The organism is Tolypothrix sp. VBCCA 56010 (assembly GCF_050875635.1).
Lineage (GTDB): Bacteria > Cyanobacteriota > Cyanobacteriia > Cyanobacteriales > Nostocaceae > Hassallia.
In genome coordinates, this window is sequence record NZ_JBPAOH010000011.1 from 75,135 (window position 1) to 99,920 (window position 24,786).

12 protein-coding genes are annotated in these 24,786 nt (G+C 42.7%); 5 read left to right on the top strand and 7 right to left on the bottom strand.

The window, feature by feature from the left end:
* Positions 1-61: 61 nt before the first annotated feature.
* The 5 genes from AABK37_RS05950 to AABK37_RS05970 all read right to left on the bottom strand — a co-directional run bounded on the left by AABK37_RS05950 (position 62) and on the right by AABK37_RS05970 (position 15,569).
* Complete coding sequence (locus tag AABK37_RS05950; RefSeq protein WP_432550680.1) at positions 62-1,027, bottom strand: cupin-like domain-containing protein; 966 nt, start codon at positions 1,025-1,027, stop codon at positions 62-64.
* A 78-nt stretch (positions 1,028-1,105) separates the two neighbouring features.
* Positions 1,106-9,916 (bottom strand): amino acid adenylation domain-containing protein, encoded by an 8,811-nt coding sequence (locus AABK37_RS05955; protein WP_432550681.1) that lies wholly within the window; start codon positions 9,914-9,916, stop codon positions 1,106-1,108.
* 21 nt (positions 9,917-9,937) lie between these two features.
* Complete coding sequence (locus AABK37_RS05960) at positions 9,938-10,987, bottom strand: TauD/TfdA family dioxygenase (RefSeq protein WP_432550682.1); 1,050 nt, start codon at positions 10,985-10,987, stop codon at positions 9,938-9,940.
* Between the two features lie 97 nt (positions 10,988-11,084).
* On the bottom strand, positions 11,085-11,993 hold the full coding sequence (locus tag AABK37_RS05965; protein WP_432550683.1) for a hypothetical protein: 909 nt from the start codon (positions 11,991-11,993) through the stop codon (positions 11,085-11,087).
* Positions 11,994-12,059: 66 nt separating this feature from the next.
* On the bottom strand, positions 12,060-15,569 hold the full coding sequence (locus AABK37_RS05970; RefSeq protein ID WP_432550684.1) for a condensation domain-containing protein: 3,510 nt from the start codon (positions 15,567-15,569) through the stop codon (positions 12,060-12,062).
* A gap of 710 nt (positions 15,570-16,279) precedes the next feature.
* On the opposite strand from AABK37_RS05970, the gene AABK37_RS05975 reads away from it, so the two are divergent.
* The 5 genes from AABK37_RS05975 to AABK37_RS05995 all read left to right on the top strand — a co-directional run bounded on the left by AABK37_RS05975 (position 16,280) and on the right by AABK37_RS05995 (position 23,813).
* The gene (locus tag AABK37_RS05975) at positions 16,280-19,012 is read left to right on the top strand and encodes a TonB-dependent siderophore receptor (RefSeq protein WP_432550685.1); all 2,733 of its coding nucleotides are present in this window, start codon (positions 16,280-16,282) and stop codon (positions 19,010-19,012) included.
* 106 nt (positions 19,013-19,118) lie between these two features.
* A complete protein-coding gene (locus AABK37_RS05980) occupies positions 19,119-20,258 on the top strand; it encodes a PepSY-associated TM helix domain-containing protein (RefSeq protein ID WP_432550686.1) in 1,140 nt (379 codons plus the stop codon).
* A gap of 50 nt (positions 20,259-20,308) precedes the next feature.
* On the top strand, positions 20,309-21,604 hold the full coding sequence (locus tag AABK37_RS05985; protein WP_432550687.1) for an MFS transporter: 1,296 nt from the start codon (positions 20,309-20,311) through the stop codon (positions 21,602-21,604).
* 50 nt (positions 21,605-21,654) lie between these two features.
* A complete protein-coding gene (locus AABK37_RS05990) occupies positions 21,655-22,662 on the top strand; it encodes a sucrase ferredoxin (RefSeq protein ID WP_432550688.1) in 1,008 nt (335 codons plus the stop codon).
* A 287-nt stretch (positions 22,663-22,949) separates the two neighbouring features.
* Positions 22,950-23,813, top strand: coding sequence for a TauD/TfdA family dioxygenase (locus AABK37_RS05995; protein ID WP_432550689.1), 864 nt, complete (start codon positions 22,950-22,952; stop codon positions 23,811-23,813).
* Positions 23,814-24,013: 200 nt separating this feature from the next.
* Here the strand turns inward: AABK37_RS05995 and AABK37_RS06000 are convergent, their stop codons facing one another.
* Positions 24,014-24,394 carry a response regulator gene (locus tag AABK37_RS06000; protein WP_432550690.1) on the bottom strand — a complete coding sequence of 127 codons (381 nt, stop codon included), beginning with the start codon at positions 24,392-24,394 and terminating at the stop codon, positions 24,014-24,016.
* Positions 24,395-24,424: 30 nt separating this feature from the next.
* On the bottom strand, positions 24,425-24,786 hold a 362-nt coding region (locus AABK37_RS06005; protein ID WP_432550691.1), incomplete at its 5' end, for a sensor histidine kinase.

The window sequence follows — 24,786 nt, forward strand, 5'->3', positions numbered from 1 at the left end:
TCTTGGCTATGAATCATATCACCTATTGTCATCACAATTTTGCGGAAGCCTGCATAAGTTATTAGAGTAAACCAATAGCAAATAGAGCCCTGCCCAGCCAGGGAAATTCTAGAATTAATGGAAAGAGATGACCTTTACTTGGATTAACTTCAACAAAACTTTGGAAAACTAATTCTGAGTTCCATTTATCTATCGAGTTGTGTTGCAAGGTAATAGTGTCTTCGATGTTCTTCACATGATGCCACCAATCTGGTGGGATGTAGATGATTTCTCCCTGGTTTAGTGTACATTCTACTGGGTTTGCATTCTTGTACAGTGGGAACCTTTCTAAATCCGGGTTGAAGGCATCAACTTTTCCATCGTACAAAAAATTTTGTTGGTCTGGTGAGAACAAGACAACTCGCTTTTTCCCAGAAATCACTGCTACCCACGCATTCTCATGATGGGAATCGTAGTGAAGACCTACCGATGTATTTTTATGACCTATGAGAAGATGACCTGGTTCAAGTTTATATTTCTTTCTAAGCTTTTCTGGTATCCTCTCAAAGAGATTGGGAAAGTATGCTGGGACTTTGTAGTCCTCCCGAAGCTCAGGATAATCCCGAATTAACAGGCGCTCCAAGCAGAGCAATTTATCACGTTCTTTGAGAGTCATGTAATCTAAGTAATCAGCAATAGTCATGGCAGATGTAGTTCGAGTCGCGCAATCGAGCACTTGACCCACGGCTGACCCGTACTCTGACCTGAAGAAATCCACAGTCCACTTTTTTGAGGCTTTCCAGTGTTTCACCACGTCAGTGATGATCGCAGGCTTTCCAACAGATGCGTATTCCCGAACAAACTCCTCATACGATAGGTTGCTGCGACGATCAACAGAAGAAATTGGCGTCCATACCAACTTACTTTTTTTCTTGCGCCACATCCTTTTAAGCAGGTAAATGACTAAACTTGTGACAACACTCAACGTAATTGTGGCAAACATCAATCCAATAATCTTAGAGAAAGAAAGAAGTGATTGTATAGTCATATCAAGCCTAGTTGATTGCTTTACTTATAGTCTTTAGTTTATTCAAGCGACAACGTCCCGCTTCGCTAACGCAGTTGCTTAAATATCTTCACTAAAAATCATTTCACCCATCGCTACCACAATTTGGCGTTGCCCCACATAGGGATAGCGTCCGTGTGCTACAAGCATATTATCTAGCATCAAAATATCTCCCTGCTGCCAAGGAAAGCTAGTCTTTGATTGCTGATAAACTTCATTAATTTCTGCAATAACTGAATCTTCAATCGGAGTACCATCTCCGTAATAAACATTACGCGGAAGCTTTTTATCTCCAAAGCTAGACAACAGAGATTCTCGAACTTCTGCGTCCAAATATGCTATGTGGTGCAACTGGATTTGATTGAAAAGTACAGGTTCACTCGTTTTTGGATGTGCTGCTAAGGCTGGACGAACTTGGCGAGTAATTAGACCATTATTATCATACCATTCAAAATCAATATTAGCTTGACGGCAATATTTTTCTACAACAGATTTATCTCTGGTGCGAAAGAAATCTTGCCAGCTTACATCTAGACCGTCCGTGTAGTTGCGAACGTAGATTAATTGTTTTTGAGCTAATCGTTCTCTCAGCTTGGGATTGAGTATTTTGTAAGCTTTTCGACAGTCTACAATTGGTGTTTCTCCACCAAGTTTAGCTGGTTGCACGCAGAAAAACCAAATTTTTAAAGGAAACTGATGTAAGTGCGAACTTTCATTATGGAAAAGGATTGCTTTGTCGGGTGGGTAAGGAGTAGAACCATAAACTTTACCGCCTTCTCCAGTACGAGGTAAGTCACCATATTCATCAAACAAATCTGGATAAATTGCCTGGGCAACGCTTTCAAATTCTGAAATAGAATCTATATTGAAACCTCGAAAGAAAATTGCTCCATGTTTTAACAATTCTGTCTCTATAAATTCCTGGTTAGTTTTAGCCCAAGTCACTAAATCAATATCGCGAGTAGCAGGCTGAATGACTAGAGGAAATGTTTGTCCTGGTTGGAGATAATCAGTTACGATCAATCTTTCTTGTGATAGGCTGACAGCCTTAGGGGTAATGCTGAGAAACTTTTCCTGCTTGAATGCTTTGCGCTCTGTTTTTTGCATGGCTTGTTGCTTTCTTTCAGCTTCAGTGAGCATTTCTAAGTTACTGATCCGTATATCAGGTTGGAACACAATGCTGTTAAGCAGTGTCTCGAAGTGGCCTGTCATGCGAGTTATAGTGGTCGTATCAAAAAGGTCAGCATTGTACTGCCACTTGCCCAAGATTCCTTGCTCTGTTTCTGTGAGAAATAGTGCTAAATCAAACCTTGTTATTTTGTTTTCAACTTCTAACACGTTTAAGGTCAGTCCTGGCAATTCCAAAGGTGGCATGGGGGCATTCTGGAAGACAAACAACACCTGAAATAGTGGTGGGGTATTGCTTAAATTCCGTTCAGGTTGCAAAGCCTCTACTAATTTTTCAAAGGGTAAATCTTGATGAGCATAAGCTCCTAATGCTACAGAACGCACTCGTTTGAGCAACTCCCCAAAGGTGGGGTTACCAGAAAGGTCGGTGCGTAAGACAAGCAGATTGACAAAAAAGCCAATTAATGATTCAATTTCTGCTCGATTACGATTAGCGACATCAGTGCCAACAACGATGTCATCTTGGTTTGTGTAGCGTTGTAGCAACACCTGAAAACCTGCCAACAGGGTCATGAATAAGGTAACATCCTGTTGGCGTGAGAGCGTTTGCAGTCCTTGAGATATGTTAGAGGGAATGAGGAAAGATTGAGTAGCGCCCCTGTTGGTTTTAACTTCTGTTCGGGGACGAGTTGTGGGTAATTGCAGTACAGGGAGGTTGTTTCCTAATTGCTGTTTCCAGTAGGTCAGTTGAGCTTCCAGTGTTTCTCCTTGTAACCGCTGTCGTTGCCATACGGCAAAATCTGCGTACTGTATGGGTAATTCTGGAAGTGGGGAGGGTTTTCCAGCACAGAAGGCTTGATAAAGTGCTGTCACCTCACGCACTAACACACCAATTGACCAGCCGTCAGAGGCAATGTGGTGCATGGTCAATAGCACTATATGTTCTTGTTGACTAAGGCGCAGTAATCTTACCCGCAGCAGAAGCTCACTTTTTAGATCAAAAAGTTGCTGCGCCTCGACCAATGCCAATTGTCTAACAGTGCCATCTTGTTGATTTAAAGGTAACTCACTTAGGTCGAGTATTGGCAACAGGAGTCGTGTCATTGATGAGATGACTGCTATGGGTCGCCCTTCTACTGTCTTAAAATTAGTTCGCAAAGCTTCGTGGCGGCATAGAATTTCATTGAAACTCTGTTGTAGTGCTGTTAGGTTCAACTGTCCTTCTAAGCGAATAGCAGCAGGCATGTTGTATAACGGGCTTTCTGGCTCTAACTGGGTGAGAAACCATAGTCGCTGTTGTGCAAAAGATAGGGGTAATTCGTGCGACCGTGAAATGCGCTCAATAATTGTTGCTTCAAGTCCTGAGTCTGCTATGCTTACTGCTTTCTCAATTTCTGTAGCTAATTTAGCTACTGTAGGCTTGTCAAACAAGCGATGCAAAGGAAGCTTTACTTCAAAAACTTTTTGTATCTGGGAAATGACACGAGTAGCTAGAAGAGAGTGCCCTCCCAAGGTAAAGAAGTTATCGTGAATGCCTACTTTCTCAACATCGAGAACCTCTGCCCAGATTCCGGCTAGAATCTCCTCAACGGGGGTACAAGGAGCCACAAAGATGTCTTCCGACTCAACCTGTATAAGACCAGATGCTGCCAGCGATCGCCTGTCCACTTTACCATTAGGTGTCAGTGGCAGTACCTCTAGCGTTACAAAAGCAGAGGGAACCATATACTCAGGCAGTTTCTCTTGTAAAGAACGGCGTAGCTGTGGCATCAGATCGCCAGTCAATTTCTGGTGTAGATTTGGAACTATATATGCAATTAAGCGCTTGTTGCCTACTTGGTTGTCTTGCACCAAGACTACAGCTTGTTGTACTCCTGGGTGTTCGCTTAACAAAGCTTCAATCTCTCCGAGTTCAATACGGAAGCCCCGGATTTTTACTTGATGATCGATCCGCCCTAAATACTCAATAGTCCCGTCTAGTCGATAACGAACTAAGTCCCCAGTTTTGTACAACCGGGAAGTTGAAGCGTCGTTAAACCGGTTAGGGATAAACTTCTGTGCTGTGAGTTCTGGTTGATTGAGGTAACCAAGAGCCAGTCCTAAGCCACCAATGTGTAGTTCACCCGGAACTCCTACGGGAATAGGTTGCAGGTTTTCGTCTAAAATATAAAATTTTGTGTTGGCAATGGGACGACCAATAGAGATGATGCCATCTCGACGCTCTAGGTTATTTCCAGTCTTTACCTGATGGACAGCTGACCAGATAGTCGTTTCTGTAGGACCATATAAGTTCCACAGTTCAGTACTTCGTTTGAGCAACTCATTTGCCAGCTCGAGATCAAGGGCTTCACCGCCGCAGAGGATTTTCAGTGACAAACTACCCTGCCACCCGGCTGCTAGAAGCAGTCGCCAAGTCGCTGGGGTGGCTTGCATGACCGTAGTGCCGGAGGATATCAGCCATTCTAATAACTGAGTTCCATCAACAGCGATTTCACGACTTACTAATACCAAACGAGCGCCTACAATCAGCGGTAGGTATAATTCCAGTGCTGCAATATCAAAAGATAATGTTGTGACTGATAGGAGAATATCTTCCTGGGTCAACTTTATATTAAGGCGCATGGCACTTAAGAAGTTAACCAACGCTCGGTGCGGAATTTGCACTCCTTTGGGCTTACCGGTTGAGCCGGAGGTGTAAATCACATACGCTAAATCTTCAGCAGTTGCTTGGTTGATGGGATGGCAATTGCTTTGTTCAACAATCTCCTGCCAGTTTGTATCAAGGCACACTACCTTTGCTTTATGTTGCGCTAAAGCTGCTACCAACTTCTTTTGAGTAAGCAGCACTGATACTTTGGCATCTTCTAGCATAAATGTTAAGCGATTGTGCGGATAAGCTGGATCGAGCGGCACATAAGCTCCACCTGCTTTAAGGATGCCTAACAGTCCAATGACCATATGGAGCGATCGCTCTACACAAATTCCCACCAGTACTTCTGGTCCCACTCCTAATGAATGCAAATAGTGTGCTAGCTGATTGGCACGAACATTCAATTCCTGATAAGTCAGTTGTTGATCTTCAAAAACGACTGCTACAGCATCTGGTGTTTGTTCTACCTGAGCCTCAAATAACTGATGAATACAAATACAGGGGTAATCAGCCGATGTTTGATTCCAATCTACCAGCAGTTGCTGTTGTTCTGTTGCACTCAAGATTGGCAAGTCAGATAGATGGCGATCGGGATTGGCGACAATACCTTCGAGTAGTGTCTGGAAATGTCCGTGCATCCGTTCAATGGTGGCAGTATCAAATAAGTCGCTATTGTACTCGAACACGCCCATCAGTCCTTGTTCAGTTTCCGTCAAAAACACGGTTAGATCAAACATGGCTGTTTCGGGTTCTACTTCCAGCGGACTCAAGCTCAAGTCTGGAAGCTTCAAAACCTCCATTGGGGCATTCTGCAAAATAAACATTACCTGAAACAGTGGCGTATAGCTTAAATTGCGCTCTGGTTGTAGCTCTTCTACAAGCTGCTCAAAGGGCAAATCTTGGTGAGCATATGCATCCAATGTGACCTCCCGAATCCGTCGCAGTAATTCTTTAAAGCTTGGATTTCCCGAAAGGTCGGTACGCAGTACAAGGGTATTGACAAAAAAGCCGATTAGACCTTCTATCTCTTTGCGATTGCGGTTGGCAATAGGAGAGCCAATCAAAATATCTGCTTGATTTGTGTAGCGATACAGCAGTGTCTTAAATGCCGCAAGCATTGTCATAAACAGGGTCACTGCTTCCCGCTGTGAAAGTGACTTAAGTGCCTCGGTCAGAGTTTTGGAAATTTGCCACGGCAGTTTTCTTCCCCTAAAGGTTTGAATGGCTGGTCGAGGTCGGTCGGTAGGAAGTTGCAGCACAGGCAAGTTCCCGCCTAATTGTTGTTTCCAGTAAGCCATCTGGGACGACTGTACCTCTGTTTGCAACCACTGTCGCTGCCAAATCGCAAAGTCTGCGTATTGAATAGATAACTCAGGCAGTAATGATTGTTTAGCGCTACAAAATGATTCGTAAAGTGCTGCTACTTCGTGAACAATCACGCCTGCCGACCAGCCGTCGGCGACAATATGGTGTATAGTAAACACCAACACATGTTCCTCTTCCTTCAACCGCAACAAGGTAGTTCGTAGCAATGAACCCTGGGTCAAGTCAAAGGGCTGTTGGGCGTGTGAGCTAGCCAGGCGCCGAACCGAAGCAACTCGTTCTTGTTCTGATAATTCCCTCAAATCTATAATCGGCAGCGTTATATTCAGCGCCGAAGCAATTTCCTGGACAGGACGCCCATCTACATCCCTGAAATTTGTCCGCAATACCTCGTGACGTCGTACAATTTCGTTCAAGCTCTGCTCCAGTGCTGTCACGTTGAGCGAACCTTTCAGTATTACACCTCTGGAAATGTTGTAGAAAGGGTTACCTGGTTCCAACTGGTCGAGGAACCACAACCGTTGCTGGGCAAAGGACAAAGGCAACTCGCCCTCCCGCGAAACGTGCTCAATTGGCGGAAGTTCCAGTTTTTGTCCAGCCCTGACTGCGGTTTCAATCACTTCAGCTAGTCCCGCCAGTGTGGGTGTTTCAAACAAACTACGTAGCCGCAACTCCACTTGAAAGGTTTCGCGTATTTGGGAAACAACTTGCGTAGCTAGCAACGAGTGTCCTCCCAAGTCAAAAAAGTTATCGTGAATGCCCACGTACTCAGTACCAAGAACTCTAGCCCAAATTCCAGCTAGCACCTCTTCTATTGGCGTGCGAGGAGTTGTAAAGCTTGTTTCTAACTCAGGACGTACTTGGTTGGGGACTGGCAGGGCTTGACGGTCTACTTTGCCGTTGGGAGTTAGCGGCAGTGCTTTTAGGATGACAAAGGTTGAAGGCACCATATACTCAGGCAACCTCGCCTGCATATAGTTACGCAGTTCATTATTAAGGATGGGCGATTCCTGAGACGGTACAACGTAGGCTGCCAGATACTTCTGACTAGACTCTGAATCTGTTGCTAAGACGACAACCTCCCGCACATTTGGGTGGAGACTAAGTAGTGCCTCAATTTCTCCTAGTTCTATACGGAAGCCACGAATTTTAACTTGGTGGTCGGTACGACCTAAAAACTCAATCGTGCCGTCTGGCAAATAGCGTGCCTTATCGCCGGTTTTGTAAAGCCGCGCTCCCTCTTCTTGACTGAATGGATTGGGAATAAATTTAACAGCTGTCTGTTCGGGTTGATTCAGATAGCATCTAGCTAGAGTTGTCCCACCAATGTATATTTCGCCACTTAGTCCTATAGGAGCAGGCTGCAAGTTTTCTTCCAGGACATATACCTGCGTGTTAGGAATTGAGCGACCCAAGGGAACTGTTTTGGATTTTGGATCGCAGTAAAGGTCGTGATTAAGTTCTACTAGATAAGTAAGTACACCTACAGTAGCTTCTGTCGGACCGTAGTGATTGAAGATCGGGCAATCTTGTGCATACTTTTGAATCTGCTCGATCAGCTCCCAACTGGTAGCCTCACCACCTAGGATAAGTCGTTCTCTAGGCAGGATAGACCTAGGTGAAGAAGATGTTAAGAGAGAAGCAAGGTGAGAGGGAACAATCTTGAGACAGTCAATAGGATGTCTGCGGCAGTATTCTGCTAAAGCTGCTGGGTCAGTAGCACGTTCGTAGGAAATTACATGCAGACACCCCCCCGTACACAGACAAGGAAAGATAGCTGTGTTGCCTAAGTCTGCTGCGAATGTAGAAACCAGTGCAAAATTAGCACCTGCTGGTAGGTTTAACTGATCGATGATGGCATATAGGTAATTGAGCAATTGTCGGTGTTCAATCGCAACCCCCTTGGCTCTGCCTGTAGAGCCAGAGGTAAACAATACATATACTAGATTTTCACTTGTGACCTTGCTATTGGGATTAACATCATTTTCCTGAGTAATAGTTTCCCAGTCGCTATCCAGGTAGATTACTGTTGTTTGCTCAAAGTTATTCGTCATTGGTTCAAAGTTATTTGCCAATGACGAATGACTAATGACTAATGATACCTGGACATCCTGCAATCGTAATGCCAAAGCTTCTTTCGGCAATGCGGGATCTAGGGGCACATATGCCCCACCAGCTTTGAGGATGGCTAAAAGTCCAACTATCATGTCAAGCGATCGCTCTACACACAGCCCCACTAACACCTCTGGTGCAACTCCCTGCTTTTGCAGGTAGTGAGCTATTTTGTTAGCCCGTTGATTAAGTTCGTGGTAAGTCAGTTGTTGGTCTTCAAAAATAACAGCAACTTTATTCGGGGTTTTTCGTGCCTGTTCCTCAAACAGTTGGTGAATGCACTTGTTGTGAGGATAATCGCGCTTCGTATTGTTTACCTGGTCAAGCAGTTGTTGTTTCTCGATTTGACTGAGAATATTTAACTGACTAATTGCTGTCTCTGGATGAGCGATCGCACTAGCTAACAACGTCTGAAATTGCCCGACTAAGCGTTTAATATCTTCTACATGAAATAAGTTTGAGTCATAGTGAAATGCTACACTTAGCGTATCATTCTGACGAATGCAAGAAAGCTTTACTTTGAATCTTTCAATGCAACTAGAAACTTGGGAAATCGAAAAATATACATTAGCAGCTACATAATTTTCTGGCAATTCTTCAAAGTCAAAACAAAATGGTAAAAAACGTAAGATATTTGGATAGGATTCTGCTATTAGTTCCCAAGTAAAGTAATCTTGTAGCTTAGAAAGCTGCTCTGCACATGCAGAATTTTTCTGTAAAATATCAATAAAACTTGATTCTAATTCTATATTTAAAATTAACGGTAAGTATTTAGTAAATAATCCGAGACTCTTCTCTATTTCCTGATATTTGCGTCCCTCATAAGCCACACCGATATTCAAATTTTGCTGTTTGGTAAGACGGGCAAGTAAGATCTGCCAGGAAGCTAAGAAAAACTCAGCCACTGAAATATTATACTGCTGAGTCAGGGTGTCAATTTGTTCTAACAAAGCAGGAGCAATTGTAAAACTTTGCGTTTGAGGCTGAAATTTTAGTTGCTCTACAGACTGTTTTTCAAAAGGTAGTTTTAATTTTGTCAGCGCTGAAAAATCCTGTTTTCGCCAATAGTCTCTGCCTGCTTCTGTATCTGCCCCTTCTAACAATTCGTTTTGCCATTCAGCTAAATCTGCGTATTGTAGTGGTTCATCGTCTAGTTTTTTACCCTGTAGGCAAGCTGCATAAGACTGGCTGATTTCTTGCACTAAAATTTTTAGTGTTGCTGCATCTGCACAAAGTGCAGGTAAGCTAATGAGCAAAACATACTTAGATGGCGACAGAGTTACTAAAGATAGGTGTAATGGGGAACCTTCTACTAAATCAAACGGCTGTTTGTTAACCTCATCAAATAAGGCGGATAAAAATTCTTCTTGTTCTTGGGGTGTACAACTGCTCAAGTCGTGGTTTTCATTCCAAGTTATGTCGTTATTTCTAATAACTTGCAAAGGTATAGTCATACCAGGCAAGCAATGAAAATTAGTACGGAGAATTTCATTGCGATTGACAACTTGTTCTAAAGCTACTCTCAAGGTGTCGATCTCAAGATTCCCTTCTATCAAAACAGCACATTGTGAACAATAGGGGAAGTTGTCACTTTCCTGTAAATGCCACAGATGTTTTTGTTGGGGTGAGAGTCGAAAACCCTGCATTTCCGAAATCATTCTAATTCTCCGTACTTAGCACTAAATATCTTTACTACTCAATTGTTCTGCCATTCCTACTACGACCTTTCGCTCTCCCACAAATGGCATCCGTCCGTGTGCTGCTAGCATATTATCGAGCATTAAAATATCTCCAGCTTGCCAGGGGAAAATTATAGTTTCTTGTTGGTAGGTAGCACGAATTTCATCTAACACGGTTTTTTCAATTGGCGATCCATCACCATAATAAGTATTGTGTGGCAAGTCTTCTTCTTGAAACTCAGCTAACAATGACTTGCGGATATTTGGTTCCAAAGTTGATACATGAAAAAATACAGCATGATTGAACCAAACTTGTTCACCTGTTTGGGGATGGGTGGCAATAGCTTGTCTAATTTGGCGGGTTCTCAAGCGATTGCCCTCTTTCCACTCGAATTCTATGCCATTGTGACGGCAGAAGGTTTCTACTTCGGCTGGATTGATTGTTTGAAACACTGTCTGCCAAGGCAAGCCAAAGCCGTCACCAAAGTTGCGGACGTACATCACTTTTTTTTCGATGAAGCGATCGCGAATCTTGGAATCAATCCGCTGATATAATTTTCGAGTGTCAGCAATGGGTGTTTCTCCTCCCTGAATAGCTGGTGTCATGCAGTAAAAGAAGATTTTTAGAGGCCATGTGGCAGCGTAGGAATTCTCGCTATGTAAAAAGATAGTTTGGTTGGCTGGATAGTCAGTTGAAGTATAAATATTGCCTTGAATTATACTGCGGGGTGAAGAGCGATCGCGATATTCCAGCAAATCTCCAGAAACTATCTGGATAAATTTTTCAAACTCTGCCACATCTCTCACTTGGAAATTACGAAATAGAATACCGCCATGCTTTAACAGATTTGTTGCAATTAACTCCCGATGACTTACTGCCCAAGTCACTAAATTAATTCCTTCTACTATAGATTGTAACAGCAAAGGTAAGGAATTTTCAGGCAACAAAGGTATTGCTTTTATCAATTCTGCATTCGATAGATTGATGCCTTGCCGTCTTTTTGACCTTATCTGGTGGAGACTAATGTTTGGAGAGTCGGGAAGATTCATTATTTATTTGCAATTATTTGGCTCCAGTAATTACCTTTGCTTTTCAGTTACTTTCCATTTAAAGTTACACCAAAAAAATAACTTTGATTTTTTATTTTTAGTTGCTTTTTGTATATTCTTCACTTCTTTTATTATCAATTTTAGAAAAATCTAAATCCAGTTCTTCTAATGACTTAACACCTAGTGTTTCCAAAACAAATGGTTGTAATTGGTTATTTTCAATAAAGTTGCTTTTTTCGTTATTTATTCCTTTATATAGAATAACCAAATTATGGTAAAAGTGGATGGAAACAATGTGTTTATCAAAATAAGAAGGAGTATACTTGGGATTCAAAAATTCCTCATAATTTAATCCATCAACCAGTCTTTTGAACATATTCATGACTGTTTTTGGATCGTTTAGGTCGAGGCTACCACCAACATTTATCCAATTTTGTAACTCAAGACTGTCTTTGGCTAAGTTTGACCACTTTCCATCTTTAAGACTTGGCCAATATGAGTGGTGGATATTTTCTGCTGCATAAATGCCACCATCTTTAAGTGCTGGGAAAAAAGTGTGGAACGCTTTTATATGATGTTCATTTGCAGAACTACCATCTTCTATGATAATATCTAGTTCGCCAGTTTCGGCTAAAACTTCTTGGATCAAATATTCATCATTTTGGTCACAATGGAAGATTTTAATACGGTCTTCTTCTAAATACCTTTTGTCTATTATATCAAGACCGTAAACCATACTGTTCGGAAAATAAGTTTTCCACGTTTTTAAAGCCTCCCCTCCATATGTGTGGTCTTCATAACCCCCTACACCAATTGCAAGAATTTTTAGTTTTTTCCACTTCAATGGAGCAAAATGACTTTGATAGCGATGAGCAAACCGAAGTCTTGGCCATTCATCATGGGAATAAATATCTGCTGCTTTACTTAAGTTATAAGGAGCGATAAATGCTGTAAATTGACGCTGAAAATTGTTGAAGGTTTTTTTTGATGACTCTATTAAGTTCATTGATGGTACTCCTAATTTCAATAAATTATCAAAACTTAAGTTGGATAAATTTTATTTCAGATTTTTTCAGATTCCAGAAATTGCCTTACGCTTTGTCAGCTTGAGTTTTTGCATAGAGGTGTGTTCTAGTTCTTGTTCTTTTATTAGCTGTTGTTGTCTGTCAGCTTTTGCTAGTAGTTTGGCTAGCTCATTCACTCTAATATCGGGCTGTTCAACAACATGGCGTAGAAGCATTTCTAAATGATTTATCATTTGAGCAATAGTAGTGGTATAGAACAAGTCTGTTTTGTACTCCAATGAGCCATTAAAACCTTCTGAACTTTCCCAAATACTTAGCTTTAAGTCAAATTTGGAAGTGCCGCTGTCGGCTTCCAACGGACGCAAACTCAGCCCTGGAAGTTCTATAGTTGGTATGGGAGCATTCTGGAGAATAAACATTACCTGAAACAGCGGGTTATGGCTTAAATTTCGTTCCGGCTGTAATTCTTCCACCAACTTCTCAAAGGGCAAATCTTGATGAGCATAAGCTCCCAAAGCAACTTCGCGCACCCGCCCTAACAACTCACGGAAAGTTGGATCGCCTGATAAGTTGGTACGCAAGACCAATGTGTTGAGAAAAAAGCCAATAAGTCCTTCAGTTTCTGCTCTGATGCGACCAACAACCGGCGAACCTACTATTATTTCCTCTTGATTTGAATAGCAGTACAGCAAAGTCTTGAACACTGCCAGAAGCGTCATAAACTGAGTGACACCCGCCTGTTGGCTCAAGTTGTTAACCGCCTGACTTACAGTCTTAGGAAACGCTAGAAATTGCTTTTTGCCAGTGAAGGTTTGTATAGCTGGTCGTGGTCGGTCGGTGGGAAGTTGCAGTACAGGTAAACTGCCGCTTAATTGCTGCTTCCAGTAATTAACCTGATTGTTGAGTACTTCTCCTTGCAACCATTGTTTCTGCCAATAAGCAAAATCTGCATATTGAATCGGAAGTTCAGGAAGTGAGGAGGGTAAGCCTTTTGAAAAAGATTTGTAAATCTCTGCCAGTTCTTGAATAAGAATACCAATAGACCAGCCATCCGAAATAATGTGGTGCATGACTAACAGCAGCATATGCTCCTGTTGTGTCAAACGTAGGAGTTTAGTTCGCAGCAGTGGTGCTTGGGACAAGTCGAAAGGTTGTTGGGCAAACTCAGTAGCGATGTGTAAAGCTGTCTCTACACTTACGTTTGGTAAATCTGTGACTGGCAAAGTTAACTGTAAACTACTAGAAGCGATCGCTTGGATTGGTCGTCCTTCTACTGCCGAAAAGCTTGTTCGCAAAGCTTCATGACGTCCCACGACTTCATTAAGACTTTGTTCTAAGATTACTGCGTTAAGCTCCCCAGTTAAATGCACAGCAATAGGAACATTGTAAAAGGGATTTCCAGGTTCTAATTGATCGAGGAACCACAAGCGTTCTTGAGCAAGACACAGCGGTAGTTCTTGACTTCGAGAAATAGGCTCTAGCTTTGGCTCTAACGCTGTTTTTGTTGTTAATTTAGTCAGTATTTGTGTTGCTAGCAAGACCACACTGGCATCTTTGAAGAAATCCTCGATAGATATTGTCACTCCAAGGTCTACTTGAATCTGATTTTTGAGTTCAAAGACCATTAATGAGTCGAGTCCTAAAGTAGTTAGTGATACCTCTTCGTTTACTTGAGATGGTGCAACTTTTAGCACTCGAGCAATCTGTGTTTGAAGATAAGGTATTAGCAGTGGCGGGCGTTTTTCTACTGGAGTTGCAAGAATTACCTCGCGGCTTAGACTCACTTCGTTCCCTAAGTCACCTGCACTATCGAAGATACTGCTGCCTATTATCCCCAATTCGCCTACGAGAAACTGTGCGCGAGTTGCACGGCGTTGAATTTTGCCACTGGAGGTTTTGGCAATAGTACCTGGTTTAATGAGTATCACTGCATAGACTTGCACCTCATGTTCTTCTGCAACCGCCTGACGAATTGCCGCTGTGACTTCATCAATATTCGGTTTGGCACGAAACTCCAATTCCTGCACCACTACCAGTCGTTCTTCCTTCTCAACCTCAACCGAGAAGGCTGCACCACTACCTGAACGCAATGATAAATGGCTGCGTTCTACAGTTAACTCTATATCTTGTGGGTAGAGGTTGCGACCTCGAATAATGATTAAATCTTTGGCTCGACCTGTAATGAAGAGTTCTCCATTGTGCAAAAAGCCCAAGTCACCAGTGCGTAAAAATGGTCTCTCCCCTGTATCTTTCAGGTAGGCGTGGAATGTTTGCTCTGTTTCAAGAGGACGATTCCAATAACCCTGACCTACACTCGGACCAGATACCCAGATTTCTCCAACTTCATCTGGTGAACAGCAGTCCAATTTTTCGGGATTGACAATAACTATCTGTTGTTGAGGAATAGTTTGACCGCAACTGACAAAGGTTTGGATATCTTTGCTCTGGGCTGTTGTTGATACTATTTGGTTCTGGGAAAGTGCAGATTTCTCTACAGTTCTTACTTGGGCTAAGGCTGTCTTAATCCCACCGGAAACCATCAATGTTGCTTCCGCCATGCCGTAACAAGGGTAGAATGCTTCCGGACGAAAGCCACATTCAGCAAAGGATGCAGCAAATCGCTCTAAAATCTCCTGTCGGACTGGTTCAGCACCATTAAACGCGATAGTCCAACTACTTAAGTCGAGAGTTTCTTTTTGTTGTTGGGTAATCCTTTGAATACACTGGTCATAAGCAAAGTTGGGAGCACCACTCGTGGTGCCTTTGTAGTGGGAAATCGCCTGTAACCAGCGCAATGGTCGTTGCAGAAAAGATGCTGGGGACATTAAGATGCAACCAAACCCGCCATACAAAGGTTGCAAAATACCACCAATCAACCCCATATCATGGTAAACAGGTAGCCAAGAGACAAATTTGCTGCTGGGAGAATGTTCCATGAGTTGGTAAGTCACAGCAGCATTGTGCAGCAGATTGCCATGACTGAGCATAACTCCCTTTGGTGTGCCTGTAGAACCCGACGTGTATTGCAAAAAAGCTAGGGTATCCGCATTGATTTCAGGTTGTTGCCAAGAATCTTCTATACCCTGTGCCAGGTTGTTAGTAACAAGCCAACGAAAATTTCCTATGTTTGTTTGTTGTGTCAATATGGATTGTAATGTCGGCAGCATCGCTGTTGTAGTAAGAGCGATGCTTGCTTGTGCATCTGCGATAATTGCCTGAATTCTGGGTGTTTTGCGCTTATTATGAGGTGGATAAGCTGGAACCGCCACGACTCCAGCGTAGAGACAACCAAAAAAAGCACTCAAATAATCTAACCCTGGCGGATAAAGCAATATAGCACGTTGCCCGCTTAAACTTAAGATTTGGAGTTGAGATGCTATAGCCCGACTGCGTCGATCCAACTCATGGTAAGTTAACGTTGATTCTTGAGTTTCTCCATCTTCGAGGAAGGTGAACGCTTGTGCGTGCGGCTGTGTTGAACTGCGATGACGCAGAATATCAACAACTGTCGCACACTGATGCGGAATTTTAGGAAATCTATCAAAAATTAAAGTCATTCCGGCCTCAAGCTATCAGATACACCCAAACAATCGTGGAATCAGGCTGAATGGCAAATTTCACTCTATGTAAGTCAGAGTCTGCCTTTACGCCTGAACGTTATTCAATGAGAATTATTCTTGAATAAACCTCAATATGTTGTTTTATGGAACAGACCGCACACTTGCTCGGTCAGTGACGAAAATGTTCGCTCAGTTATATTGAAAGTTATTTTTAATTAGCTTTTTTTACTTTAGAAGAAATGTATTGTTTTTAGCAACTAAAAATCAATAGAGAATACTTATCAATAATCTTTTTCAGAGTAAGTGCATCTAATGATATAATATTCTTACTTTTGATAGATGCTAAAAATTTCATATATCTATAAAAACCAAAAAATGATCTTTAATTCATCTCGCTTCATAATTCTATGTAGCCTCAGTTACTGATGCTCACTCACCCACTCTGCTAATACAGGGAATCCTCTGTGTATAAATGAACATGTACGATGAGAGTTTTCTAAATCTAAACTTTAGATAAGAAAATTTTATGACTGAATTAGTGTTAATTAGTAGCAATAGTGTGATAAATATCTTCCTAGGATATGTAAATTTTTGTTTTTTGTTGTTTTATTCAGCTTGCTTTATTAATGCAAATAACTTTTAATAATATTTCTACGGTGGTGTCATTAACTATAGATTAGGTGGCGTGAGGGAGTAAGAGAAAAACAATGAAGTCTAAGCAGCTTGTTCCTAGTCTATTACTGACAGGTCTTATTATCATGTTGGTCACAAGTCCTAGTAGAAGCGAGGAAATATCATCAATTAGAGTTTATAAGAATACGACATCTGGTGACACTGACGCGAGTTCTACTCAACAAACACGTCTGATTACCAAACGAGAGACTGTTGAACCAATCCGACAGATTCGGCGAGTAAGTCAGATAGAGCATCCAGCCAAGAGCGCCCAAACGTTATTAGTGCAGTCGTCAACACCACCAAACACGCCACAAACAGAAGTTGTGCAAGTTACAGGAGTTAAGGCAAATCCCACTGCTAAGGGTGTGGAGGTGATTTTACAGACTAGCCAAGGTGAACAATTGCAAGTCACTAATCGCTCTTCGGGTAATAACTTTATTGCTGATATTCCCAATGCTCAACTGCGCTTACCTTCGGGAGAGGCGTTCGCATTCCGCTCTACTAAACCAATTGCGGGAATTAGTGAGATAACAGTTACTAACTTTGATGCCAATACTATCCAGGTGACAGTTATAGGTGAAGGGAGTGTACCACAGGTCGAGTTATCTGACAGTCCCAACGAGGGTCTGATCTTCGAGGTTGCAACTGCTGCATCCTCCGTGCCATCACAACAACAACCTCAAACCCAACCAACTCCCTCTCAACAAAAGCCAGAAAGTCAAACACAACCAAGTCAACCATCTGCACAAGATGATGAACCAATTGAGTTGGTAGTAACGGGTGAACTTGACGGATACAGCGTACCAGATAGCACAACTGCGACTAGAACCGACACTCCTCAACGTGACATTCCCCAGTCGATTCAAGTTATCCCCCAACAAGTCATTAAAGATCAGCAAATCACACGGATTGGCGATGCAACACGCAATGTTAGTGGCGTGACTCAACAAGGGGGCTATGGTGGGGGTTCGGATAATTTCAATATTCGGGGATTTACAACCTATCAAAACTTGAGAAACGGTTTTTCCGTTCAAGACGACTATGTAAATCCGACTAACATTGAGCGGATCGAAGTTCTCAAGGGTCCAGCTTCAGTGCTATATGGACAGTTTGAGCCGGGAGGTGTGGTGAATTACATTACCAAACAACCACTCAGCGAGCCTTACTACTCCGCTGAATTTACAGCCGGAAGTTTTAGTACTTATCGTCCCTCGATTGATATTTCTGGACCGCTGAACTTAGACAAAACGTTGCTGTACCGCTTGAATGCTGCATACGAGAACTTTGGTAGTTTTCTCGATTTTAATAATCAGGAAACATTCGCGATCGCACCAGCATTAACCTACAAAATTGGTGATGCGACAACATTGACACTGGAGTATGAATTTCTCAAAGTTGATCGCACCTTTTATCGTGGTCTTACCCCCGATCCAATCGTTTTTCAAGCTCCGATCAATCGTTTCTTAGGGGAGCCAGACGATTATTACTCCAGAGAGACAAACTCTGTATTTCTTAACGTCAATCATCGCTTCAGTAAAAACATTCAGTTCCGCAGTGGCTTTTCCGCTACGTTTACTAATTCTGAAGAATCAGCGTTTCAACCGGATATCATTGTAGATGGTCGTACCGTATTGCGAAGATTTGGTTCTGGTCCGGCTTATTACCAAAACTACTCTCTGCAAAACGATTTAATTAGTAATTTCAATACTGGTTCCATCCAACATCAAGTTCTTCTGGGGTTGGAGTGGAATAAAAATATCCGTGGCTACGATTATTTGCGAAGCTCTAATTCACTGACTCCTAGTATTGATTTATTCAATCCTGTATATGGCGCTTCCCGCCCACCAGAGTTTGATGAAGCAGCAGATCGGGATCGTTTTGATCGCAATACGATCGCCCTTTATCTGCAAGATCAAGTGACATTGTTGCCAAATCTGAAGCTATTGGTGGGCGGCAGGTATGACTTTGTTCAACGCAAAAATCGCTTTCAACTACTGGATTCTTTGGGTAGAGATCCAATTGATGATGCCACCGTTGATCGGTTGTATGATGAGGCTTTTTCACCTCGCGTTGGCATTGTTTATCAGCCCCTACCGCCGATTTCAATTTACGCCAGCTACACCCGCTCGTTTAATCCCAGCGAGTCGCGGACAATAGATGGAACTCAACTGCCACCAGAGCGCGGCACTCAGTATGAAGTCGGAGTCAAAGCGGAACTGATTAAAGACAGGCTATTTGCTACCTTTGCCGCTTATGATATCACCAAGGAGAATGTCGCTACAATCGATCCCACTCCAGGAAACTCTGACTTTTCCATTGCGGCTGGAGAGGTGAAAAGTCGCGGTTTGGAATTTGACATTTCTGGGCAAATTCTACCAGGCTGGAATGTGATTGCTTCTGCCTTTATCAACGATGCTTTTGTGAGTAAAGATAATGATTTACCTGTAGGCGACTCGCTGGTAAATGCTCCTGGTAGTGGGGCTAGTCTCTGGACAACTTATGAAATTCAAAGTGGTGGTATGAGAGGATTAGGGTTTGGTGGGGGAGTATTTTATACAGGCGATCGCGAAGCTGAACTCCCCAACACGTTCAAAATCCCCTCCTATGTGCGTGCTGATGCCACTATTTTTTACAAACGGGATAACTGGCGGGTGGGGCTGAACTTTAAGAATCTTTTTAGTACGAAATATTACGATTCTCAGGGCTACTATCTACTTCCTGGTGCGCCGTTGACTGTTCTGGGAACGATTTCCGTGCAGTTTTGACCCCACCCGAACCCTCCTTGATGCTCCCGGTGAGAAAGTCTAATTCTTCCCCCAATGCATCGGGGTGATTTCAGGGGTAACAATCCAACTAGCTCTCGTGGCGATTATGAACCGCAAAAAACTACGCGATATCGTTTTTTACCTGCACCAATATATCGGTTTTTTTGTTGGACTGGTGCTGGTTATCGTTGGCTTGACAGGTAGCTTGTTAGTGTTCGAGCAAGATTTTGACCACTTTATGATTGCTCAACAGTATGGAATTATTACGCCCCAACAGGTGCAGTTATCCCCAGAGTCTGTGGTGAATACAATTGAAAAGAAGTATGCGGCACGAAGCGATCTCCATCTTTTTCGGATTTATTTGCCAGATACTCCCTCTTCTCCCTATGTGGGACAGTTGTCATCAACTGATGAGCAAAGGACAGAAGTTTTTATCAACCCTTATACAGGCAAAATTATCGGTGAGCGTATATCGGATAAAACTCTAATAGGTATTCTCCTTGAATTGCACTACAGCCTAATGGCAGGCGAAACCGGAACTATAATTGTTGGCGTTGCTGCCTTTCTAATGTGTATACTCACCATCACAGGTTTAGTTCTCTGGCCCGGTTGGCGTAAGCTAATTGCAGGCTTCAAAATCAAGCTTGATGCTCATCCCCAAAGGGCGAACTTTGACATTCACAAAGTGGCTGGCATTATCACTGTGGTTTTTTTATTCTTTACTGGCTTTACTGGCTTTTGCTGGAACTTCTACAGCTTTACAGAGCCGATTATCTACGCTGTTACATTCACCCCTTTAGCAGCCGAGCTAGTATCCAAGCCAATTCCTGGTAAATCGACCTTAAAACTAACAGAACAACTTAAAATTGCCGATGCTGCCTTACCTGGTGCTGTTACCAAGAGCATTTACTTCCCTGGTAAACCAGAAGATGCTCTACAAATTCGCATGAAGCTACCGCAGGAAAGTTCAGATTACGGTAATAGTAATGTTTATCTCGACCAGTACAGTGGTGAGGTTTTGCGAGTTGATAATGGTTTGAAGATGCCATTGGGCGATCGCGTCCTCAATTCTTTTACTCCTCTACACTACGGTACATTTGGTGGTTTAGCTACTCGCATTCTCTATGTGTTTGTTGGACTTGCACCACTGATTCTGTTTCTCACTGGCTTTTTAATGTACTGGTATCGTCACTGGACAAAACCTAGTAGACGCGATTCTGCAATGGAACTATCACAGAAGCTTTGAACTTAATTGATAACTGACTACCGCAAATCCATAATCCAAAATTGATATAAGTGCGTACTTTTATTATTATCTGGCTCGGTCAGGCTGTTTCTCTAATTGGCAGTGGCATGACCGGATTTGCTTTCACTATCTGGGTGTGGGAACTCACGGATCAGGCTACGGCATTAGCCTTGTTTGGCTTCTTTAGACAAGTGCCGCAAATTTTAATCACTCCCATAGCTGGGATGATTGTGGATCGCTGGAACCGTAAATACTTAATGATGGTTAGTGACACAGTAGTTGGTCTGTTGACTATTACTGTTTTACTGCTATACGTAACTGATAATTTGCAATTATGGCATTTATACTTGGCTGTAGCTGTTGGGGGGATTTTTGATCAAATTCAAGAACTGGCATACTTGACATCAGTGTCAATGATGGTGCCCAAGCAGCAGTATAGTCGCGCTAGCAGCATCGCCTTCTTTGTAGAATCCAGCTCTGCTATTATCGCACCAGCATTGGCGGGTGCCCTCTACGTGGTTATTGGTCTTGTTGGTATCTTAATTATCGATATCACTACTTTTGTAATTGCTATCAGCACACTGCTGCTAATACATATCCCACAACCCACTACTACAGAAGCTGGCACGCAAAGTCACGCAAACCCGAAGCAGGAGCTTTACTTTGGTTGGCACTATATTACGGCACGCCCCAGCCTGCTTGCCATGCTAGTATTGGGGTCACTGTTCTGGTTTACCTATACTCTTGGCAATTCACTTTTATCTCCTCTGATTTTGGCACGCACTGGTAATGATACTAGAATATTAGGTACTGTAGCTTCAGCCGCAGGATTAGGCGGCATTATTGGGGCGTTGCTCCTGAGCAGCTGGGATATCAAGCATCGAATACATAGAGTGCTGCTTAGTTTAATCGGTGCTGGTTTGAGCCAAACAGTGTTTGGTCTGGGAATAATGCCGTTGATTTGGATTCCCGCCAAATTCTGTTCATCTGTCAATATCCCAATATTTGGCAGTGCCAATGATGTTATATGGTTCAGCAAAGTAAAACCTGAGGTACAGGGGCGTGTTTTCGCCATCCGTTCTTTAGTTGTGCTGGTTGCTTCGGTAGTAGCTACTTTGATTGCTGGACCACTAGCCGACTACGTTTTTGAACCTGCAATGAAGGCTGATGGTAGTCTTGCCCCGATGTTGGGCTGGATATTCGGCATTGGAAAAGGTGCGGGTATGGCAGTCTTGTATGTCATTTCTTCATTGGGCATGTTACTTGTTGGCTTAGGTGGATATGCCTTTGGTGTGTTGCGTGACTTAGAAATCATCCTGCCAGATTATGACGCCAATGCAGAGTAATCGATGGCGGAGTGTAACAACAACTTTGAATAATTTCCAAGGAAGTGAAGATGATTACGCAAGATTATCTAAGTAATTGCCGTTTCTGCTGTGTTGTTTCTAAAGCGAATGGTGAAGACCCCATTGGCTCGGCACCTACTTACGAACACTGGCTGGCTCTTGAGATGGGACTCCCTTGGACTGAAAAACGTTTCCAAGAAAATCCCATGCTAAGAAGAGCGATCGCTCTGATTGAAAAGCTGATTTTTGAGCATGGGATCAAGATTCGAGGTCAGTTGCTCGTTCCAGATAGCGAATACTCACGTCCTGGTTATACTCGCGTGCTGTATTATCGCCGACCCACAATGCTTTTTGCGAAGTTTGAAAAGTATGAGTTTATCATTCCTGATTCTGAAGTTGGCTTTTTCGTGATGGCGTTATTGGAAACATTGCTTCACTCCTTCACTGTGCTGCCTGATTGGGAGCAGTATCGGCAACAAACCAATCAGATTCGTGAGTTAATGGTCTGTACTGATGGTAACGTTGACGTTGCCTGCGCTCGGTTTGGTTATCCCATCTATCACAAGTTGCGTTCTGAGTTTGCTCCCGCTTCTAGCGGAAAACTGCGTGTATGGCGATGCAGCCATTTCGGGGGACACCAATTCGCACCCACCCTCATTGACTTGCCTTATGGACACTACTGGGGTCATTTGCAACCAGAAATATTGGAACTCCTGGTTTGGCGAAATGGTTCTGTCAATGGACTATACCCGTTCTACCGAGGTTGGGCTGGCTTATCCAAATTTGAGCAAATCGTGGAACGAGAGATATGGATGCAAGAGGGTTGGGAGTGGCTCAATTATGACAAATCGGGTCAAGTAATGGCAATGGATGAAGTTAACCAGGACTCGGCTAATATTCGCATTGATTTCACCACGACGGATGGAAGTATGAGGAGCGCTTATGAAGCCAGAGTGGAAGTAAGCGGCTTTGTAATGACCGCTTGGAACTCAGGGGATGAGCAATCGTTAGAGGAAGTTAAGCAGTATTGCGTCAGTCGTTTGGTCAAAGTGATGTAGCATTGCGCGGAGTAGACTTTTTCAAAGTGTTTCAATTGTACGTTTGATGCTTTAACAATTAGACTTCTCTAGAAATTAACAATCAACCACTGTTTTATCAGGGTTTCAAACTCATTCTTGGAGATGTCTATTAACTACCAACAAATCAACTACTTAATAATTCTTTGGAAACATGCTCTCAACAGGACATATAAAGGCGAGGACTGGAAAATTTCTTCTAAAAGTTGAATAGTGATTAACTCGCTCAAAACTTATCAAATTCCTTCCAAAACTTTTGGAGTACAGTTATGAACAGTAAAATCGAGTCACTAGGAATGAGCACTGGAAAAATTATCTATAGTTGTGATGATTGTCAAGATATTCATCGTCTAAAAGTGGCGACAACTATGGATTTATTCAAATCATCTGGGGTTCTTCTTTTTCGAGGATTTGGAGTCACTCACGAGCAAATGAAGACATTCGCAGAACGATTCAGTTCTAAATTCTTTCAAGATTACGGTAGACCCCAAGTTGATTCAGATAAGTTTGTCCATTTTGTAGACGCAGGAATGGATAATAGTAGTTTTCATAGAGAACACGGATATTCTCCTTTTTGTCCAGACGTTATTTGGTTTTGCTGTGCTGTACCAGCAGCACAAGGGGGTGAAACTACTTTCTGTGATGGCATCCGAGTGTGGGAGGAACTGAGTGAAGAAACGAGACAGTTATTTATTTCTAAGAAACTAAAGTTTTGTTATGAAGTCCAGGCTGATATATTAAGGAGATTTACTGGATTAGATGCTACCATAACTGATATTAAGCGAGTACTGGATAGTCTTGAGGGTGTGAATTACCAAATCAAGGAAAATGAATCCATCTCGATAGAATATATTTGTTCAGCTGTAGTTAAAACTAAATATGGTCATTACGATGCGTTTGCCAACAGCATCTTGACATTGGATTATGGAGAAGCAACTTTGGAAGACGATTCGATTGTTCCTGATGAAATTATCGACGAAATCGAGAAAGTTACAGACAAGGTGATGGAAAAGATACCGTGGCAAGCTGGCGATTTGGTAATGATTGATAATTCAAGATTCATGCACGGTCGCAAAGAATTTAACGATAATCGACGGCAGATTTTCAGTACCCTAAGTAATTTGAACTATTAGCTCGATTTTATCCATTTGAGAAAAGTAGCCCAAGGTATCGGTCAAACGTTCCAACAAAGCACGAGAGATTTTTACCATCTAGGTCGGTGGCTGCTATGGCGACTAAAAACCCCCGTGTAGTGGGCTACGTTAGCCCTGAAAACCACGCCCAGCTAAAAAAATTTGTAGAGAAGCAGGGACTGACCGATCGCCTCCGCATTTCATATACTCCAGCCTAGAGCATTGGCGATTTGTCGTGCTAATTCTAGAGGATTGAAGGGTTTAGCGATCGCGCTCGGCATACCCATTTGAGCATAGCGGCGCCTGTCAGAAGTTTGTATCTTTGCTGTTAAAAAAATTACCGGGATTGCTTTAGTCGCCGGATTCGCCTGTAGTTTACTAAACGTAGCCATACCATCCATTTCTGGCATCATTACATCCAACAGAATTGCATCAGGTTGGTAAGTTTCGGCTTTTTTTATACCTTCTAATCCGGAACCTGCTGTCAGTACTTCCCAGCCTGCTACAGTTTCTAAGCAAATCTTAGCAACTTCTTGGATGTACTCTTCATTATCAACTACCAAAATACGCTTTGTTGCCATTAATATTTTTACCTTAAACAGCACTCTTCGTTAAGAAAACAGTAATTCAGATTCTTGGGACTGAACTACAGGCAAAGCTAAGTAAAAATTACTACCTTCACCCAGGACACTTTCCGCCCAAATACATCCGCCATGCTGTTGCACAATGCTTTTGCAAATTGCCAAGCCCAAACCAGTGCCATCATAGTTGCGAGAATCTGAAGAGTCTACCTGTTGAAAGCGCTCAAATATACTTTCAAGTTTATCAGGAGGAATGCCGCGTCCAGCATCTTTTACACAGATGAGGAGGTGGGAGGGGGAGAGTGGGGGATGGGGAGAGGGGGGGATGGGGAGAGGGGGGGATGGGGGGACGACTTGGGGAGTATTATTCAAAAATTCTCCTTGTCTCCTTG

Coding starts and splice junctions, on each gene's coding strand:
- AABK37_RS05955 (WP_432550681.1), bottom strand. CDS start 9,916: ATGATTTCGGAAATGCAGGGTTTTCGACTCTCACCCCAACAAAAACAT.
- AABK37_RS06000 (WP_432550690.1), bottom strand. CDS start 24,394: ATGGCAACAAAGCGTATTTTGGTAGTTGATAATGAAGAGTACATCCAA.
- AABK37_RS05960 (WP_432550682.1), bottom strand. CDS start 10,987: ATGAATCTTCCCGACTCTCCAAACATTAGTCTCCACCAGATAAGGTCA.
- AABK37_RS05965 (WP_432550683.1), bottom strand. CDS start 11,993: ATGAACTTAATAGAGTCATCAAAAAAAACCTTCAACAATTTTCAGCGT.
- AABK37_RS05950 (WP_432550680.1), bottom strand. CDS start 1,027: ATGACTATACAATCACTTCTTTCTTTCTCTAAGATTATTGGATTGATG.
- AABK37_RS05980 (WP_432550686.1), top strand. CDS start 19,119: ATGAACCGCAAAAAACTACGCGATATCGTTTTTTACCTGCACCAATAT.
- AABK37_RS05975 (WP_432550685.1), top strand. CDS start 16,280: ATGAAGTCTAAGCAGCTTGTTCCTAGTCTATTACTGACAGGTCTTATT.
- AABK37_RS05995 (WP_432550689.1), top strand. CDS start 22,950: ATGAACAGTAAAATCGAGTCACTAGGAATGAGCACTGGAAAAATTATC.
- AABK37_RS05990 (WP_432550688.1), top strand. CDS start 21,655: ATGATTACGCAAGATTATCTAAGTAATTGCCGTTTCTGCTGTGTTGTT.
- AABK37_RS05970 (WP_432550684.1), bottom strand. CDS start 15,569: ATGACTTTAATTTTTGATAGATTTCCTAAAATTCCGCATCAGTGTGCG.